Origin of the sequence: Bacillus sp. FSL K6-3312, assembly GCF_038007485.1 — a bacterium.
GTDB lineage: Bacteria > Bacillota > Bacilli > Bacillales > Bacillaceae > Bacillus > Bacillus pumilus.
The window spans coordinates 2,252,717-2,271,643 of record NZ_JBBOXI010000001.1 but is presented as its reverse complement, the minus strand read 5'-3'; the positions used below and the strand labels follow the sequence as shown (position 1 = coordinate 2,271,643).

The following is an 18,927-nucleotide window of genomic DNA, read 5'->3' as shown; positions in this document are numbered from 1 at the left end:
AGCTCAATTGTGCTGCAAGCGGTACTTTTAGGAGGGGGACAAAATGAAATTTTATACAATCAAACTGCCTAGATTTCTTGGCGGCATTGTCCGTGCGATGCTTGGTTCATTTAAGAAAGATTAATGAGTAATCTCCTTTATTTCCACATAAAAACGCCTGCTACAATGAATTGTAGCAGGCGTTTACTCTTGCTTATACACGCTCAACTTTACCAGATTTCAAAGCTCGAGCTGATACATATACTCTTTTAGGCTTACCGTCCACTAGAATACGAACTTTTTGAAGGTTCGCGCCCCATGTACGTTTTGTAGAGTTCATTGCGTGAGAACGATTGTTCCCAGCTTTTGTTTTTCTGCCTGTGATAACGCATTTACGTGCCATTTGTTTCCCTCCTAACTGCGAAAACATCATCATATTCTTCATATACGTACTTAGAGATGCCTCAAGATACTTTAATAATTTACCACAGCTTCAAGGGGTTTGCAAGGATTGTTTACTCCTCTTTCAAGAAAAATACCTTGACATCTTGATAAAAAATCAAGGCTATAGTATAAGTAGGATTGGGTCGGATTGAATGATTTCTTTTAAAAAGAAGGGTCTTATAGTAAAATAGTGATAACTCAGGGCAATTTCTCAAAAAGGGGGAACCAATGTGTCCATTGAACTTAGAACGAAATACGGACAAATTGATATATCAAATGAAGTCATTGCAATGGTGGCAGGAGGCGCTGCGATCGATTGCTATGGTATTGTTGGGATGGCGTCCAAAAATCAAATCAAGGACGGCTTGACGGATATTCTCCGTAAAGAGAACTTCAGCCGGGGTGTTCTTGTGCGTCAAAAAGAAGACCGCATTCATATTGATATGTACATCATCGTCAGCTACGGTACAAAAATATCAGAAGTCGCACATAATGTTCAAACGAAAGTCAAATATACGATTTCTCACACAGTTGGACTTTCTGTTGATTCGGTCAACATTTATGTACAAGGAGTAAGAGTTACGAACCCGTAGTAAGGAGGAAATATATTGTCTATTAGAAATCTTGATGGCCGCTCATTTGCAAAAATGATTCTTGCAGGTGCTCACCATCTTTCTCAAAACGCACAAATTGTGGATGCGTTAAATGTTTTTCCAGTGCCAGACGGAGACACGGGGACAAATATGAATTTGTCAATGACTTCAGGGGCAAAAGCAGTTGAAGAAACAAATACCGATCATATTGGGAAGGTCGGCGTGGCCTTGTCAAAAGGGCTATTGATGGGCGCAAGAGGAAACTCAGGCGTCATCCTATCACAGCTCTTTAGAGGTTTCAGTAAAAATATAGAACAAAAAGAGACGATTGACGCCAAAGAATTTGCCCTTGCCTTGCAGGCCGGTGTTGATACAGCCTATAAAGCCGTGATGAAACCGATTGAAGGGACCATCTTAACGGTCGCAAAGGATGCAGCAAAGAAAGCGGTTGCTGTTTCAGCAACCGAAAATGACATTGACCGCGTTCTTGAGTTAACGATTGAGGAAGCGAGAGCATCACTTGATCGAACGCCAGATCTACTTCCTGTTTTAAAAGAAGTAGGCGTTGTCGATAGTGGAGGTAAGGGACTTCTCTGCGTATATGAAGGTTTCCTTGCTTCATTAAGAGGAGAGGATCTCCATCTGAAAGCGGCCTCTTTGCCAACGCTCAAAGAACTAGTGAGTGCAGAGCATCATAAAAGTGCACAAAGCCATATGAACACCGAAGATATTGAATTTGGTTATTGTACTGAATTTATGGTGAAATTTGAAGAAGACAAACAGTCCTTTGATGAGAATGCCTTCAGAGAAGACTTAAGCGAATTCGGAGATTCACTACTTGTGGTATCTGATGAAACGCTGGCGAAAGTTCATATTCATGCAGAGCAGCCTGGAGATGTCTTATCCTATGCACAGCGCTACGGCAGTCTGATCAATATGAAAATTGAAAACATGAGAGAGCAGCATAGCTCGATTGTGAACGAAGAAAAAGAACATGCGCCCGCTGCACCAAAGGCACCTGCTGCTGAAAAACAGCGCTTTGGAGTCGTCAGTGTCGCAATGGGAGAAGGAATTGCTGACTTGTTTAAAAGTATCGGAGCTTCCGTCGTCATTGAAGGCGGACAGACAATGAACCCAAGTACAGAAGACATTGTCACAGCAATTGAAAGCGTACATGCCGAAACTGTCTTTATCTTACCTAATAATTCTAATATTGTCATGGCAGCGAAACAGGCGGCAACTGTCTCAAGTCGTGAGGTTGTTGTCATTCCAACGAAGACCGTTCCTCAAGGGATGTCGGCACTTCTTTCTCTCAATGAAGCAGCTTCAAACGAAGACAACGAAGCGGCGATGCTAGAAGCCATTGACCACGTGAAAAGCGGCCAAATCACCTTTGCAGTGAGAGATACCCAAATTGATGGAATCGACATTGCCAAAGGAGATTATATGGGTCTCTTTAACGGAAAAATCACCTTAACTGCGAAAAATCAATTAGATGCAGCAAAAGAACTTTTGACCAACATGGTGACAGAAGATGATGAGATTGTTACGATCATTAAAGGGGAAGATGCATCATCTGAAGAGATGGATGAGTTAGAAGCCTTTATTGAAGAAACATTTGAAGATATAGAAGTTGAAGTCCACGATGGAAAGCAGCCGCTTTATTCATATATTTTGGCTGTTGAATAACGAAAGAAGGGCAAATAAAGCCCTTCTTCTTCTTTTGCAATTTTTTACTAACGATTCAACGGTGAAATGAGTTGCGGGAAACGATTGAATCCATTAGTCTAAAGAAAGAACCAAACCAATATGTGAGTGGTTATGAGAGGGGAAGACCTATGAAATTTAGAAGTGTGTTTGATATTATTGGACCCGTCATGATTGGTCCATCAAGTTCGCACACAGCGGGTGCGGCTCGAATAGGAAGAGTGGCTCGCAGCTTATTTGGAAGAGAACCGAAGCGAATAGTCGTTTCATTTTATGGCTCTTTTAAAGATACGTATAAAGGACATGGTACAGATGTCGCCATGATCGGCGGTGTTCTTGACTTTGATACATTTGATGAACGCATCAAAACAGCGATCGATATTGCAAAAAGCAAAGGGATCGACATTGAATTTAAAGAAGAAGATGCGGTACCAGCGCATCCGAATACAGCAAAAGTAGAGATATCAGATGCGAACGGAAGCCTTGAATTAATCGGGATTTCCATCGGCGGTGGTAAAATTGAAATTACTGAACTGAATGGCTTTGAGCTCAGACTTTCAGGAAATCATCCTGCCATTCTTGTGGTTCATAACGATCGCTACGGCACGATTGCGGCAGTTGCCAACGTGTTAGCGAAATTTGCCATCAACATCGGTCATATGGAAGTGGCGCGTAAAGATGTCGGGCAAGAGGCTCTGATGACCATCGAAGTGGATCAAAATATTGACCCAGCTGCCTTATCAGAGCTTGAAACGCTGCCAAACATTATTCAAGTCACACAAATTGCAGAGTAACAACAAGGAGGTTATGAATGATGTTTAAAAACGTCAAAGAACTCGTGCAGCTAACAGAAGAACGCAATACCTCCATTTCAGAAATCATGATTACGCAAGAAATGGAAGTGACAGGGAAGTCGCGTGAAGATATTTTTTCCCAGATGTACCGCAACCTAGAAGTGATGGAGCAGGCTGTAGAAAACGGGCTGAAAGGTGTGAAATCATTATCCGGTTTAACAGGCGGAGATGCGGTCAAACTTCAAGCGTATATCGCATCAGGCAAAACACTGTCTGGTCATACGATATTAGATGCTGTTAGTAAGGCAGTGGCAACAAATGAAGTCAATGCCGCAATGGGGACGATCTGTGCAACGCCTACAGCAGGCTCAGCAGGTGTTGTGCCAGGTACATTATTTGCAGTAAAACAAACATTAAAGCCAACAAAGGAACAAATGGTCAGATTCCTATTCACTTCTGGCGCATTTGGTTTTGTTGTGGCCAATAATGCGAGCATCTCTGGTGCAGCAGGCGGCTGTCAGGCTGAGGTAGGTTCAGCCTCGGGGATGGCGGCAGCAGCCATTGTCGAAATGGCAGGCGGTACACCTCAGCAATCTGCTGAAGCAATGGCGATTACACTGAAAAATATGCTTGGACTTGTTTGTGACCCAGTAGCTGGACTTGTCGAGGTACCGTGCGTAAAACGAAACGCAATGGGTGCATCAAATGCGATGATCGCAGCAGATATGGCACTTGCCGGCATCACAAGCCGTATCCCATGTGATGAAGTCATTGATGCGATGTATAAAATCGGTCAAACTATGCCAACGGCACTTCGCGAAACAGCACAAGGCGGACTTGCTGCAACACCGACAGCAAGAGAGCTTGAAAAGAAGATTTTCGGAGGTGTGACCTCATCTCGTGATACAGAAACTGCAAGATAACGTCTCTGTCCTCAAGGGGATTGGAGAAGAAACCGAAAAAACACTCAATGAACTTGGAATTCACACAGTAGCCGATTTACTTGGCTACTTTCCTTATCGATATGACGACTATGAGCTTCGTAATTTAGAAGAAGTAAAGCATGACGAACGTGTCACAGTTGAAGGAAAAGTGCACAGTGAGCCCGTCCTCACCTATTATGGAAAAAAACGAAGCAGGCTGACATTCAGGCTGCTTGTCGGGCGTTTTCTCATCACAGCGATTTGCTTCAATCGCCCTTATTTAAAACGAAGCCTTGTGTTAGGTGATACGGTATCCATCACTGGGAAATGGGATAAAAACCGTCAATCCATCATGGTGCAGGAATTTAAAAAAGGGACGCACGAGCAAGATGGCAGTTTAGAGCCTGTTTATTCAGTAAAAGAAAATGTAACCGTGAAGATGATGAGGCGTTTTGTAAAACAAGCCTTGACACTTTATGTAGATAAAGCTGAAGATCCACTGCCAAAGCAGCTTGTCTCTACCTATAAACTCATGTCCTATCAGGAAGCATTAAAAACCATTCACCTGCCAGAAACAAGAGACTCACTCAAGCAAGCAAGACGGCGCTTTGTGTACGAGGAATTTCTTATTTTCCAGCTGAAGATGCAGGCCATCAGAAAGAAAGAGCGAGAAAAAACATCGGGCATCCAGCATCCGTTTTCTAAAGACGCTGTTTTTGAGTTTGTTCACAGCCTGCCATTTCCGCTGACGAAGGCACAATCAAGAGTGCTTGATGAAATTATGTCTGATATGGCGTCCCCGTACCGGATGAACCGTCTGCTTCAAGGGGATGTAGGTTCAGGGAAAACAGCTGTTGCAGCTATTGCACTATATGCCGCTCATTTATCAGGCTATCAAGGTGCATTGATGGTCCCAACAGAGATTTTGGCAGAGCAGCATGCAGATTCCCTTTATCAGCTGTTTGAAAAATGGGGACTAAATATCGCTCTACTCACAAGCTCTGTCAAAGGAAAGCGCCGCAGAGAATTGCTTGAACGTCTAAAAGAGGGCGAGATTGATATATTAGTCGGAACGCATGCACTTATCCAAGACGAAGTCGAATTTCAGCAGCTCGGTCTTGTTATCACAGATGAGCAGCACCGGTTTGGCGTCGAACAAAGGAAAAAACTAAGAAGTAAAGGGCAGGACCCAGATGTCTTATTCATGACTGCCACACCTATTCCGCGCACACTTGCGATCACTGTTTTTGGAGAAATGGACGTTTCCGTCATTGATGAATTACCAGCCGGCAGAAAACAGATCGAAACGTATTGGGTCAAGCATGACATGCTTGAGAGGATTCTTGCATTTGTGGATAAAGAGCTAAAAAAAGGAAGACAGGCATATATTATTTGTCCACTTATAGAAGAATCGGACAAGCTGGATGTACAAAATGCGATTGATGTCCACAGCATGCTGACAGAGGCATACCGCGGTAAGTGGTCGATCGGCTTAATGCACGGGAAACTAGCAAGCGATGAAAAAGATCAGGTGATGAGAGACTTTACAGCAAATGAAGTACAAATTCTCGTTTCAACAACAGTCGTTGAAGTGGGCGTCAACGTGCCGAATGCGACCATTATGGTCATTTACGATGCAGACCGCTTCGGACTGTCTCAGCTTCATCAGCTCAGAGGCCGGGTTGGACGCGGAGAGCATCAATCATTTTGTGTTTTAATGGCGGATCCAAAATCGGAAACCGGGAAAGAGCGGATGAGGATTATGTCCGAAACAACCGACGGCTTTGAGCTGTCTGAAAAGGACTTAGAGCTAAGAGGACCCGGTGATTTCTTCGGTAAAAAACAAAGCGGAATGCCTGAATTTAAAGTAGCAGATATGGTTCATGACTACAGAGCACTGGAAACTGCTAGAAAAGATGCGGCAGAACTTGTGCAATCAGATGCATTTTGGACAGATCCCGAATACAAAGAACTTCGGCAAACACTTGTAGACAGCGGGGTGCTGGGCGGAGATAAATTAAGCTGATCAAGCGCTGGAGGAATTTTCTTGTCTTTTTGAAACAAGGATTGATTTATCATCTATGAGATTATATACTACTATTAGTACCTAGTCATAAATGTACGGATGGTGTCTGCATATGAAACTAAATAAAAAAGAACGTCAAAAGCTTCTCCAGCAAACGATCAGTTCGACTCCGTTCATTACTGATGAAGAATTGGCAAGTAAATTCGGTGTAAGCATTCAAACGGTTCGTCTTGATCGTTTGGAACTGTCAATTCCTGAATTACGCGAAAGAATTAAGCATGTGGCCGAAAAGACATTAGAGGATGAAGTGAAGTCACTTCCGCTGGATGAAGTGATTGGAGAAATGATTGATGTAGAGCTTGATGACCAAGCCATTTCCATTTTAGAAGTGAGAAAAGAGCATGTATTTAGCCGAAACCAAATTGCCAGGGGACATCATCTCTTCGCCCAGGCAAATTCGCTTGCAGTAGCGGTCATTGACGATGAACTGGCTTTAACAGCAAAAGCGAATATTAAATTTACAAGGCAGGTTAAACAAGGCGAACGAGTTGTCTCAAAAGCCAAAGTAGCCTCGCATGATAAAGAAAAAGGCAGAACTGTAGTTGAAGTAAACAGCTATGTCGGTGAGGAAGTTGTCTTCTCAGGTGACTTCGTCATGTATCGCTCAAAACAAAAGTAAAAGGTGGCACGTAATATGAGAATTGCAGTCGATGCAATGGGGGGAGACCATGCCCCTAAAGCCATTATTGACGGTGTGCAAAAAAGCTTAACGGCATTTTCAGATATCGAGATTACACTTGTCGGCGATGAAAATAAAATCAAACCATACATAACAAATAACGAGCGCATCACGATTTTAGATGCAAAAGAAGTCATTGAACCGACAGATGAACCAGTGCGTGCAGTCAGGCGTAAAAAGGATTCATCTATGGTGAAAATGGCGCAAGAAGTATCCGAAGGACGAGCAGATGCTTGTATTTCAGCAGGAAACACTGGCGCACTCATGACAGCAGGACTGTTTATCGTAGGAAGAATTGATGGCATCGATAGACCGGCACTTGCTCCAACACTGCCAACACTTGATGGCAGCGGGTTTTTATTACTAGATGTCGGCGCAAACGTTGATGCCAAACCAGAACACCTAATGCAATATGCCATGATGGGTTCAATCTACGCAGAGCGTGTTTTTCCAAAGAGCAATCCGCGTGTAGGATTGTTAAATGTAGGAACAGAAGATAAAAAAGGCAACGATCTCACGAAAAAAACCTTTGAATTGTTAAAAGCATCAGACTTGAATTTCGTAGGAAATGTGGAGTCTCGTGATTTACTAGAAGGTGTAGCTGATGTCGTTGTCACAGATGGTTTCACAGGAAATATCGCCCTGAAAACGATTGAAGGCACAGCTCTTTCTGTATTTAAAATGCTGAAAGAAACATTAACATCCAGCTTCACAGCAAAAATAGCGGCTGGCATGATGAAGCCGAAATTGATGCAGATGAAATCTAAAATGGATTACTCCGAATATGGTGGTGCCGCTTTATTTGGTTTAAAGGCACCTGTCATTAAAGCGCACGGTTCCTCTGATGAAAACGCCATTTTTCATGCCATTCGTCAGGCACGTGATATTGTAGAAAAAGATGTTTCAGCCATCATTCATCAAGAAGTCCAAAAAGAAACCACGAACGAGTCTTAATGGAGGTATAGCAGCATGACTAAAATTGCATTTTTATTCCCTGGCCAAGGCTCTCAAAAAATTGGCATGGGAAAAGATTTATTTGACCAAGAAGCAGTATCTAAAGCTGTATTTGAAGAAGCAGACAAGACCCTCGGTTTTGACTTATCTTCAATGATTTTTGAAGGAGATGCAGAAGAACTGACGCTCACTTATAACGCGCAGCCAGCTCTTTTAACGACAAGTATCGCCATCTTAAAGAAATTTGAAGAGAGCGGAATCAAAGCAGATTACGCAGCAGGACATAGCCTTGGTGAATATACGGCCCTCGTTGCAGCAGGCGCACTTTCGTTTCAAGATGCTGTGTATGCCGTAAGAAAGCGCGGCGAATTAATGAATGAGGCTGTTCCAGCAGGAGAAGGCGCTATGGCAGCGATCCTTGGCTTAGATCAAGCTGCGCTTTTAGAAGTGACAAAAGAAGTGACAGAGAGCGGTCATCTTGTAGAACTCGCTAACTTAAACTGTCCTGGTCAAATCGTGATCTCTGGTACAGCAAAAGGGGTCGAACTCGCTTCAGAGAAAGCGAAAGAAAAAGGCGCAAAACGTGCGATTGCCCTTGAAGTGAGTGGACCTTTCCATTCTGCCTTAATGAAACCAGCCGCTGAAAAATTCACAGATGTTCTGTCAAAGCTAAACATTACAGATGCCAAAACACCAGTGATCTCAAATGTCACAGCAGACATCGTTACATCTCGTGATGCTATTGAAACAAAACTCATTGAACAATTGTATTCTCCTGTTCGATTTGAAGAAAGCGTAGAACGTTTGATTGATTTAGGCGTGACAACGTTTATTGAAATTGGCCCGGGCAAAGTGCTTTCAGGTCTTGTAAAAAAGGTCAATCGCCGCCTGACAACTATTTCAGTTTCAGATCAGGAAACAATTGAAGCAGCCATTGAAACATTGAAGGAGGATTCTTGATGCTTACAAATAAAACAGCCGTTGTAACAGGTGCATCACGCGGGATTGGCCGTTCTATTGCGATCGATTTAGCAAAGAATGGTGCAAATGTTGTCGTCAACTATTCTGGAAACGAAGCAAAAGCAAATGAAGTCGTAGACGAAATCAAAGCACTTGGACAGCAGGCATTTGCCGTTAAAGCTGATGTTTCAAATGCTGAAGAAGTACAAGCACTCATGAAACAAGCGATTGACACATTTGGTTCAATTGACATCCTTGTCAATAATGCAGGGATCACAAAGGATAACCTGCTCATGAGAATGAAAGAAAATGAATGGGATGACGTCATTAACATAAACTTAAAAGGTGTCTTTAACTGTACAAAAGCCGTGACACGTCAAATGATGAAACAGCGCAGCGGAAGAATCATCAACTTGGCTTCGGTAGTTGGCGTATGTGGAAATCCTGGACAAGCAAACTATGTTGCAGCAAAAGCTGGTGTCATCGGATTAACGAAAACAACAGCAAAAGAGCTGGCAACCCGTCATATTACAGTCAATGCAGTAGCACCAGGCTTTATTTCAACAGATATGACAGACAAGCTTGATGAGAATGTACAGACTGAAATGCTCAAACAAATCCCGCTTGCACGCTTTGGTGCACCTGAAGATATTAGCAACGTTGTTGTCTTTTTAGCTTCAGAAGGAGCAGGTTATATTACAGGCCAAACCATCCAAGTAGATGGCGGAATGGTCATGTCCTAAGAAATATCAAAATTTCATTAGGTTTTCTCTAGTTTTTTAAAAACGAATCAACTATAATACTTTGAGGGGAGGTGAAAGGCAATGGCAGACGTATTAGAGCGTGTATCAAAAATTATTGTAGACCGCCTTGGCGTTGATGAGGCTGACGTGAAAATGGAAGCTTCATTTAAAGAAGATTTAGGCGCTGATTCCCTTGATGTAGTTGAGCTAGTTATGGAACTTGAAGATGAGTTCGATATGGAAATTTCTGACGAAGATGCTGAAAAAATTGCAACAGTCGGTGACGCTGTGAACTACATAAATAGCCAGCAATAAGCGTAACAAAGTCCCGTCTGTTTTCATGACGGGACTTTCAAAATTTATGTTAGTTTCAACATATTCAGCTGATCAATTGTCAGCCTTTTTCAGATGCTAAGGAGCAATGTTTCCTTGCATGTAGAAAGAGAGACTCCATATAATCAGTATCCTTAAAGGCGATTAAGCCTACCTGGAGGTTGCTATGCCAAAACACTATAAAGACAAACAGAAACAGAGCAAAAAACTAGAGCAATTTAGAGAATTCCAGCAGCGCATTTCTGTACACTTTCAAAATGAAAAACTTCTATATCAAGCGTTTACGCATTCCTCTTATGTGAATGAGCACCGGAAAAAGCCATACGAGGATAATGAAAGACTTGAATTTCTAGGAGATGCTGTTTTAGAATTGACCATCTCTCAATTTTTATTTGCGAAATATCCTGCGATGAGCGAGGGAGATTTAACAAAACTAAGAGCAGCGATCGTATGTGAACCGTCACTTGTGTCTCTGGCACATGAGCTGTCCTTCGGAGAACTTGTTCTTTTAGGAAAAGGCGAAGAAATGACAGGCGGGAGAAAACGCCCAGCACTTTTAGCGGACGTATTCGAGGCGTTTATCGGAGCACTTTATTTAGATCAAGGGCTTGAGCCAGTGGAGCGATTCCTAGAAGCCTATGTTTATCCAAAAATTAATGATGGAGCGTTCTCGCATGTCATGGACTTTAAAAGCCAGCTGCAAGAATTCGTTCAGCGCGATGGAAAAGGTGTACTCGAATACCACATCCTGCATGAAAAAGGACCAGCACACAACCGGGAATTTGAAGCAAATGTCTCCCTTCGCGGAGAAGTGCTTGGAATTGGAAATGGCCGCAGTAAAAAAGAAGCAGAACAGCATGCTGCACAGGAAGCACTTGCTAAATTGCAGAAACATCATATGAACCAATAAAATCCCCCTCGTCATTCAGGGGGATTTCACTCTGTTTTCCATCATCTTTTTTCACTTCATATGGTAAGATAATAGTACTTTAAATACATAAGGAGGATCACTCTCATGTTCCTCAAACGTTTAGACGTGATAGGATTCAAATCTTTTGCACAGCGAGTGACCGTGGACTTTGTCAAAGGGGTCACCGCTGTTGTTGGACCAAACGGAAGCGGCAAAAGTAATATTACCGATGCTATCCGTTGGGTACTTGGAGAACAATCAGCGAAAAGCCTCCGCGGAGGAAAAATGGAAGACATCATTTTTGCAGGAAGCGACTCAAGAAAAAGAGTCAATCTAGCAGAAGTGACTTTAACATTAGATAACGAAGATCACTTTTTACCGATCGATTTTCACGAAGTCAGTGTGACAAGAAGAGTCTATCGTTCAGGAGAAAGTGAATTTCTCATAAACAATCAATCTGTCCGCTTAAAAGATATTATTGATCTTTTCATGGATTCAGGTCTTGGAAAGGAAGCTTTTTCGATCATCAGCCAAGGGAAGGTAGAAGAAATTCTATCTAGTAAGGCAGAAGAGAGAAGAAGCATCTTTGAAGAAGCGGCTGGTGTTTTGAAATATAAAACAAGAAAGAAAAAAGCCGAGAATAAACTGTTTGAAACGCAGGACAACTTAAACCGAGTAGAAGATATTCTGCATGAACTAGAAGATCAAGTAGAACCATTAAGAATGCAGGCATCTATTGCAAAGGACTATTTGCAAAAAAAAGAAGAGCTTGAAAATGTCGAAATCGCCTTAACTGTCCATGACATCGAAGCACTTCATGAAAAATGGACAACACTTGGTGAAGCTGTCGAGCGCTTCAAACAAGATGAAATGAAGCAATCCACAGATATTCAAGCAAAAGAAGCCAAAATTGAAGAATCAAGAGACCGCATTCAAGCACTTGACGAATCAATTAATGACCTGCAAGAAGTTCTTCTTTTCACAAGTGAGGAGTTAGAAAAGCTTGAAGGTAAAAAAGAAGTACTAAAAGAACGGAAGAAAAATGCAGCCGCAAACCAAGGACAGCTAGAAGAAACGCTCATTCGCTTAACTGAAAAGCAGGCGCAGCTAACCGAAAAGATTCAGCAGCAAAAAATCACGCGGGACAGCCTTCAAAAAGAAGTGCAGCAGCTAAAAGATGAAGTGAAAACAAAGCAACATCAACTATCGCTCCATAGTGAAGATGTGGAAGGTCAAATTGAACAGCTAAAAAGCGATTATTTTGATCTGCTCAATGAACAGGCTTCTATACGCAATGAACGCAAATTGTTAGAAGAACAGCAGCGCCAAGCGGCTATGCAGCTGGATCGGCTCACGCAAAACAACCAAAAACACATTGAAGAACGTGTGTCTGTCAAAGAGAAAAAAACAGAGGCTGAGCAGCAGCTTTCAGCCCTAGAAGAAGACATTCTGGCTCAAGTCAAGCGTTTTAGAGAAGCGGAACAAAAGCTTGAGCAAATGAAACGTCAATACGAGAAAAAAGAAACGGCTCTTTACCAAGCCTATCAATATGTGCAGCAGGCAAAATCAAAAAAAGAGATGCTAGAATCCATGCAGGAAGACTTCTCAGGCTTTTTCCAAGGAGTAAAAGAGGTCTTAAAGGCAAAAGAGCGGTTAGGTGGTATTCACGGTGCCATTGCAGAGCTAATTCAAACAGATCAGCAGCATGAGACAGCGATTGAAATCGCGTTAGGTGCAGCAACGCAGCACGTCGTCACAAAAAACGAAGCCGCAGCGCGACAAGCAATTGCATACTTAAAGCAGCATTCCTTTGGACGTGCGACCTTCCTGCCAATGAATGTGATCAAAGAACGCACCATTCAGCATAGAGACGTCCAAACAGCCGAGCAACACGCTGCATTTATCGGTGTAGCGAGTCACCTTGTTTCCTTTGACGAAAAGTATCAAAAGGTGATTCAGAACTTGCTTGGAACGGTTCTGATCGTTAAAGACTTAAAAGGCGCCAATGAACTGGCAAAAATGCTTGGTCATCGTTATCGCATCGTGACCCTTGATGGAGATGTTGTGAACCCCGGCGGTTCAATGACCGGTGGCGGTGTAAAGAAAAAGAACAACTCCCTTCTTTCAAGAAACCGAGAAATCGAAACATTAACAAAGCAGCTTGTTGAAATGGAAGAAAAAACAACGATCCTTGAAAAGGAAACAAAAGAAACAAAACAATTGATTGCAACAAACGAAAGCCAATTAAACGAACTGCGTCAGCGGGGAGAAACGCTTCGAGAACAGCAGCAAGAGCTCAAAGGGAAGCTATACGAACTGCAAGTAGCAGAAAAAAATATTAATGCTCACCTTGAACTCTATGATCAAGAAAAAGACGAATTGCAGCTTCGTTCTACTGAACTTACGGATAAGGACAAAAAGCAGGCAGCTCTTGAAGTTTCTATAGGGGAGAAATTGACCACCCTAGATCAAGAGATCAATACATTAACAAAGCGTAAGCAGACCCAAAGCTCAACGAAAGAAACCATTTCTGTCGAATTAACTGAACTGAAAATCTCACTTGCCAAAAAAGAGCAGTCCTTAGCAAATGAACAAGAAAAGCTTTCGAGCTTAATGGCCGAATTAGAAGAGGCTGAACAAACGCTGACGGAAACAAAAGAAGATCTGTCACTCTTAACAAGTGAAATGACGTCTAGCTCAAGCGGAGCAGAACAATTGGAAGAAGCGGCGAAAGAGAAACTGGAAAACAAAAACAAAACAACCGCACTCATTTCAGAGCGACGTAAACAGCGTCTAGCTCTTTCTGAAAGGTTAGAATTTGCTGAACGTGAACTGAAAGAACAAAAACGCCTTTACAAGCAGCTCACCACAAGCTTAAAAGATGAAGAAATTAAGCTTGGCCGTATGGAAGTTGAGCTCGACAACCTCATCGCTTATTTGAACGAAGAGTATGCTCTTTCGTTTGAAGGGGCAAAAGAGATGTATCATCTAACGTTATCGCCAGATGAAGCAAGAAAACGAGTGAAGCTGATCAAATTAGCCATTGAAGAGCTAGGAACAGTGAACTTAGGCAGCATTGATGAGTATGAACGAGTAAATGAACGCTATCTCTTCTTAACAGAGCAGCGAAACGATCTGACAGAAGCGAAAAATACATTATTCCAAGTGATCGAAGAAATGGATCAAGAGATGACAAAGCGCTTCTCTGAAACATTCTCGCAAATTCGCGGGCATTTTGAATCAGTTTTCCAAGCATTATTTGGCGGCGGGAAAGCAGATCTTAAGCTGACAGATCCAAACGATTTACTAAACTCTGGCGTTGATATTGTCGCGCAGCCGCCAGGGAAAAAGCTGCAAAACTTAAGCCTTCTTTCAGGCGGAGAGAGAGCATTAACAGCGATCGCTTTACTATTCTCTATTTTAAAAGTCAGACCTGTTCCATTCTGCGTGTTAGATGAGGTAGAAGCGGCGCTTGATGAAGCCAATGTTTTCCGCTTTGCACAATATTTAAAAAAATACAGCGAGGAAACACAATTCATAGTCATTACGCACCGCAAAGGAACAATGGAAGAAGCAGATGTGCTCTACGGTGTTACGATGCAGGAGTCAGGCGTTTCAAAACTTGTATCTGTCAAACTAGAAGAAACGAAAGAGCTTGTCCAGTAATTAAAGGAGGTTTTTGAACCAAATGAGTTTTTTTAAGAAATTAAAAGAAAAATTTACGCAGCAAACCGATTCAGTATCAGAAAAGTTTAAGGATGGACTTGAAAAAACGAGAAACTCCTTTCAAGGAAGAGTAAATGAACTCATTTCACGCTACCGTAAAGTTGATGAAGACTTTTTTGAAGAATTAGAAGAAGTTCTGATCGGCGCGGATGTCGGTTTCACAACGGTGATGGAACTGATTGATGAGCTGAAAAAAGAAGTGAAACTAAGAAACATTCAAGACCCAAGTGAAGTACAATCGGTCATCTCTGAAAAACTGGTTGAAATCTACAATAGCGGAGAGGAACAAATCTCTGCGCTGAATATTGAAGACGGGCGATTAAATATCATTTTATTTGTCGGTGTCAATGGCGTTGGGAAAACAACGACGATCGGCAAACTTGCAAATAAGCTGAAAAATGAAGGGAAATCCGTCATTTTGGCAGCAGGTGATACATTCCGTGCCGGTGCGATTGAGCAGCTTGAAGTATGGGGAGAGCGTTCAGGTGTCCCTGTTGTTAAACAGACGGCTGGCTCTGATCCAGCAGCGGTGATCTATGATGCCGTTCAATCAGCAAAAGCGAAAAATGCGGATGTCCTTATCTGTGATACAGCAGGAAGACTGCAAAACAAAGTCAACTTGATGAAAGAGCTAGAGAAGGTCAAGAGAGTCATTGAACGTGAGGTTCCAGATGCACCGCATGAAGTGCTACTCGCTCTTGATGCAACAACGGGTCAAAATGCGATGGCACAAGCGAAGGAATTTTCTAAAGCGACGAATGTGACAGGAATTGCTTTAACAAAGCTTGACGGGACTGCAAAAGGCGGGATTGTCCTTGCAATTCGAAATGAGCTAAACATCCCCGTGAAGCTCGTCGGTTTAGGTGAAGAGGTAGACGATCTGCAAGAATTCGATGCAGAATCGTATGTGTATGGATTATTCTCAGACGTGATTGATCAAGAGGACTAACAAAAATGCCGGCAAAAACTGCTGGCATTTCAGCGTGTAGATAAACCCTCGCATTCGGTGTCAGTCCTGCGTGCTGGTGCTCACGAATGTCAAATTCGCTCCGCGCCAGTACTCGTCCTTCCTAGACTTCAAAGGTTTTCTATCAAGCTGAAAAGAAGACAAAGGGCTAAAATCAAAATCATTTTAGCCCTTTGTCAACAATCTGAAATGCCAGCAAAAACTGCTGGCATTTTTGTTTATACGCCGCTTCATGCAGTGACAAGATAAAAACTTGACACACAGTAGAGAACCGTGTAAACTTAGTTGATGTAAAGGGAATGAACTTAACAAAGGGGAGAGAGCCCATGACGCTTGAAAAAACAACGAGAATGAACTACTTGTTTGACTTCTATCAATCGTTGTTAACCGCAAAGCAAAAGAGCTACATGTCGCTTTACTACCTAGACGATTTTTCCCTCGGTGAAATTGCGGATGAATATGAAGTATCAAGACAGGCTGTTTATGATAATATTAAACGGACTGAAGCGATGCTTGAACAATATGAAGAAAAGCTGCTCTTGTTTAAGAAATTTAAAGATCGTAAAGAACTTCTCAAAAAAATGAGAGAGCTCGTAGCAGATTCCGCTCAGATGGAAGAAGCAGAAGCTTTAATTGAATCGCTTGAGAAATTAGATTAGGAGGCGGCACAGTATGGCATTTGAAGGATTAGCCGACCGACTGCAGCAGACGATTTCAAAAATCCGCGGCAAAGGAAAAGTGTCAGAACAAGATGTAAAAGAAATGATGCGCGAGGTACGCCTTGCCCTTCTTGAAGCTGACGTCAATTTTAAAGTAGTCAAAGACTTTGTGAAAAAAGTAAGTGAGCGGGCAGTTGGACAAGAGGTCATGAAAAGCCTTACCCCTGGACAACAGGTCATTAAAGTTGTAAAAGAAGAACTCACTGAATTAATGGGCGGGGAAGAGAGTAAAATCGCTGTAGCGAAAAAATCTCCGACCGTCATTATGATGGTTGGTCTTCAAGGTGCAGGTAAAACCACCACAACTGGGAAGCTTGCTAATTTACTTCGCAAAAAACATAATCGCCAGCCGATGATGGTGGCTGCAGATATTTACAGACCAGCAGCGATCCAGCAGCTTCAAACGCTAGGGAAACAGCTTGATATGCCTGTGTTTTCATTAGGTGATCAAGTGAGTCCTGTCGAGATTGCCAAACAGGCAATTGAAAAAGCGAAAGAAGAACACCATGATTATGTCATTTTAGATACAGCAGGACGCCTTCATATTGATGAAGAATTGATGGATGAACTTCAAAAAGTAAAAGAAGTAGCGAGTCCAGAAGAAATTTTCCTTGTTGTTGACTCTATGACAGGTCAAGATGCTGTCAATGTAGCGAAAAGCTTTAATGAACAGCTTGGTTTAACAGGTGTCGTTCTAACGAAACTAGACGGGGATACACGAGGCGGTGCAGCACTTTCCATTCGAGCTGTCACCAATACGCCGATTAAATTCGCCGCGCTAGGTGAAAAGCTTGACGCGATTGAACCATTCCACCCAGAACGGATGGCTTCAAGAATTCTTGGCATGGGAGATGTGCTTACACTGATTGAAAAAGCACAGGCAAACGTGGACCAAGATAAAGCGAAAGAGCTTGAACAAAAAATGCGGACCATGAGCTTTACACTCGATGATTTCCTCGAGCAGCTTGGCCAAGTTCGTAACATGGGTCCACTTGATGAATTGATCCAAATGATGCCGGGAGCCGGTAAAATGAAAGGGCTCAAAAACGTCCAAGTAGACGAAAAGCAGCTCAATCACATCGAAGCGATCATAAAATCAATGACGACCGAGGAAAAAGAACAGCCAGAGGTCATCAATGCAAGCCGAAGAAAACGGATTGCAAAAGGAAGCGGAACATCTGTACAGGAAGTCAATCGCCTTTTAAAGCAATTTGACGAAATGAAAAAGATGATGAAGCAAATGACCAACATGTCCAAAGGAAAGAAAAAAGGCTTTAAATTACCATTTATGTAATTGGTTATACATGATAAAACCGTTGTTAAGAAAAAACACTTTACAAACCCTTTTATCATTGTTAATATACTATCTTGTTGAAATATTTTCGGAGGTGCTAGTAAAATGGCAGTAAAAATTCGTTTAAAACGTATGGGATCAAAAAGATCTCCTTTCTATCGTATTGTAGTAGCAGATTCTCGTTCACCACGTGACGGTCGTTTCATCGAAACAGTTGGAACATACAATCCAGTGTTATCACCAGCTGAGGTGAAAATCAACGAAGAATTAGCTCTTAAATGGCTTCAAAATGGTGCGAAACCATCTGATACAGTTCGTAACCTTTTCTCAAGCCAAGGAATTCTTGAAAAATTTCATAATGCGAAAAACAGCAAATAATGAATGAGCTGTCCTTGGAAGAATTGATTGTATCCATCGTCGAGCCACTTGTTGATTTCCCTGAAGATATTCACGTATCTTCATTAGAAAAAGATGAGCAAGTGATTTACACACTGTCTGTCAATGCTGAAGATACCGGAAAGGTGATCGGAAAGCAGGGACGTACAGCAAAAGCGATACGAACAGTCATGTTTGCAGCAAGTGCAGAGTCTTCTAAGAAAGTTCAACTTGAGATTGCTGACTAAAAAGGGAGAGGGCTTAGGACCTCCCCTTTTTTTACACGTTTAAATCTATTTTTCGTTATAATGTAGAGGACAAATGCCTTCGGATAGGGGGACAAAAAGGAAGATGCAGATCATTCAACATGTCACCGTCATGCAAGTATTAACTGAAAGCAGTAAGGACAAACTGTTAACGACTTTTTTGGAGAAAAAAGAAAGACTAGAACGTGAATGCAATCAACTATATTTTCAACTGAAAAAACATGAAAAAGAACCACATCAGCAAGAAGCCATCCCTCAATTTCAAAAAGCCATCGATAAACGGCAGGAGAAAATCCAGCAAATTGACTTTCAAGTAGAGCAGCTGCATATTTTACCGCTTGGAAGTGAAATGAAAGAGACAGAAGTGGATGCGCTGGTTGAAGTGAACATAGGTGATAAATGGGATGACAAGATGCAAGACAATGTCATCGTCGTGAAAGACGGCACCATTGTGGAAATACGTCAGGGGTGATTG

At 42.2% G+C, this 18,927-nt stretch carries 20 protein-coding genes; 19 read left to right on the top strand and 1 reads right to left on the bottom strand.

Translation table 11 applies throughout. The features are described from left to right. The first annotated feature begins 43 nt into the window (after positions 1-43). On the top strand, positions 44-124 hold the full coding sequence (spoVM, locus tag MHI11_RS11805; protein WP_008354550.1) for a stage V sporulation protein SpoVM: 81 nt from the start codon (positions 44-46) through the stop codon (positions 122-124). 69 nt (positions 125-193) lie between these two features. Here the strand turns inward: spoVM and rpmB are convergent, their stop codons facing one another. Next, on the bottom strand, positions 194-382 hold the full coding sequence (rpmB, locus tag MHI11_RS11800) for a 50S ribosomal protein L28 (RefSeq protein WP_003212514.1): 189 nt from the start codon (positions 380-382) through the stop codon (positions 194-196). A 271-nt stretch (positions 383-653) separates the two neighbouring features. Here rpmB and MHI11_RS11795 point away from each other — a divergent pair, with 271 nt between their 5' ends. The 18 genes from MHI11_RS11795 to MHI11_RS11710 all read left to right on the top strand — a co-directional run bounded on the left by MHI11_RS11795 (position 654) and on the right by MHI11_RS11710 (position 18,924). Continuing rightward, positions 654-1,016, top strand: coding sequence for an Asp23/Gls24 family envelope stress response protein (locus tag MHI11_RS11795; RefSeq protein ID WP_003211680.1), 363 nt, complete (start codon positions 654-656; stop codon positions 1,014-1,016). Positions 1,017-1,031: 15 nt separating this feature from the next. Then, positions 1,032-2,705 (top strand): DAK2 domain-containing protein, encoded by a 1,674-nt coding sequence (locus MHI11_RS11790; protein WP_111911499.1) that lies wholly within the window; start codon positions 1,032-1,034, stop codon positions 2,703-2,705. 149 nt (positions 2,706-2,854) lie between these two features. Continuing rightward, on the top strand, positions 2,855-3,517 hold the full coding sequence (gene sdaAB, locus MHI11_RS11785; protein ID WP_003212160.1) for an L-serine ammonia-lyase, iron-sulfur-dependent subunit beta: 663 nt from the start codon (positions 2,855-2,857) through the stop codon (positions 3,515-3,517). A 20-nt stretch (positions 3,518-3,537) separates the two neighbouring features. Continuing rightward, the gene (gene sdaAA, locus MHI11_RS11780; RefSeq protein WP_012009925.1) at positions 3,538-4,440 is read left to right on the top strand and encodes an L-serine ammonia-lyase, iron-sulfur-dependent, subunit alpha; all 903 of its coding nucleotides are present in this window, start codon (positions 3,538-3,540) and stop codon (positions 4,438-4,440) included. Continuing rightward, complete coding sequence (gene recG / locus MHI11_RS11775) at positions 4,418-6,466, top strand: ATP-dependent DNA helicase RecG (protein ID WP_340961133.1); 2,049 nt, start codon at positions 4,418-4,420, stop codon at positions 6,464-6,466. Before sdaAA ends, recG begins: the two co-directional genes overlap by 23 nt. A 112-nt stretch (positions 6,467-6,578) precedes the next feature. Continuing rightward, complete coding sequence (gene fapR, locus MHI11_RS11770) at positions 6,579-7,145, top strand: transcription factor FapR (protein WP_003210820.1); 567 nt, start codon at positions 6,579-6,581, stop codon at positions 7,143-7,145. A gap of 15 nt (positions 7,146-7,160) precedes the next feature. Further along, complete coding sequence (gene plsX, locus MHI11_RS11765) at positions 7,161-8,159, top strand: phosphate acyltransferase PlsX (protein WP_034662420.1); 999 nt, start codon at positions 7,161-7,163, stop codon at positions 8,157-8,159. Positions 8,160-8,174: 15 nt separating this feature from the next. Next, positions 8,175-9,119 (top strand): ACP S-malonyltransferase, encoded by a 945-nt coding sequence (fabD, locus tag MHI11_RS11760; protein ID WP_137054638.1) that lies wholly within the window; start codon positions 8,175-8,177, stop codon positions 9,117-9,119. Further along, complete coding sequence (gene fabG, locus MHI11_RS11755; RefSeq protein ID WP_058014008.1) at positions 9,119-9,862, top strand: 3-oxoacyl-[acyl-carrier-protein] reductase; 744 nt, start codon at positions 9,119-9,121, stop codon at positions 9,860-9,862. Before fabD ends, fabG begins: the two co-directional genes overlap by 1 nt. 81 nt (positions 9,863-9,943) lie before the next feature. After that, on the top strand, positions 9,944-10,177 hold the full coding sequence (gene acpP, locus MHI11_RS11750) for an acyl carrier protein (protein ID WP_003212028.1): 234 nt from the start codon (positions 9,944-9,946) through the stop codon (positions 10,175-10,177). 184 nt (positions 10,178-10,361) lie between these two features. Beyond that, entirely contained in the window at positions 10,362-11,105 is a 744-nt protein-coding gene (gene rnc / locus MHI11_RS11745; RefSeq protein ID WP_044141936.1) for a ribonuclease III, read from the top strand. 105 nt (positions 11,106-11,210) lie between these two features. After that, entirely contained in the window at positions 11,211-14,771 is a 3,561-nt protein-coding gene (smc, locus tag MHI11_RS11740; RefSeq protein WP_340961132.1) for a chromosome segregation protein SMC, read from the top strand. A 22-nt stretch (positions 14,772-14,793) separates the two neighbouring features. Further along, positions 14,794-15,780, top strand: a complete 987-nt coding sequence (ftsY, locus tag MHI11_RS11735) for a signal recognition particle-docking protein FtsY (RefSeq protein WP_340961130.1) — start codon at positions 14,794-14,796, stop codon at positions 15,778-15,780. A 344-nt stretch (positions 15,781-16,124) separates the two neighbouring features. Continuing rightward, positions 16,125-16,457 carry a putative DNA-binding protein gene (locus tag MHI11_RS11730; RefSeq protein WP_044141934.1) on the top strand — a complete coding sequence of 111 codons (333 nt, stop codon included), beginning with the start codon at positions 16,125-16,127 and terminating at the stop codon, positions 16,455-16,457. Between the two features lie 13 nt (positions 16,458-16,470). Continuing rightward, positions 16,471-17,811, top strand: coding sequence for a signal recognition particle protein (gene ffh / locus MHI11_RS11725; protein ID WP_003211019.1), 1,341 nt, complete (start codon positions 16,471-16,473; stop codon positions 17,809-17,811). Positions 17,812-17,916: 105 nt separating this feature from the next. Continuing rightward, complete coding sequence (rpsP, locus tag MHI11_RS11720; protein ID WP_003212139.1) at positions 17,917-18,189, top strand: 30S ribosomal protein S16; 273 nt, start codon at positions 17,917-17,919, stop codon at positions 18,187-18,189. Further along, positions 18,189-18,434 (top strand): KH domain-containing protein, encoded by a 246-nt coding sequence (locus tag MHI11_RS11715; protein ID WP_012009937.1) that lies wholly within the window; start codon positions 18,189-18,191, stop codon positions 18,432-18,434. Before rpsP ends, MHI11_RS11715 begins: the two co-directional genes overlap by 1 nt. A 103-nt stretch (positions 18,435-18,537) precedes the next feature. Next, positions 18,538-18,924, top strand: a complete 387-nt coding sequence (locus MHI11_RS11710) for a YlqD family protein (RefSeq protein ID WP_003211186.1) — start codon at positions 18,538-18,540, stop codon at positions 18,922-18,924. The last annotated feature ends 3 nt before the right edge of the window (positions 18,925-18,927 follow it).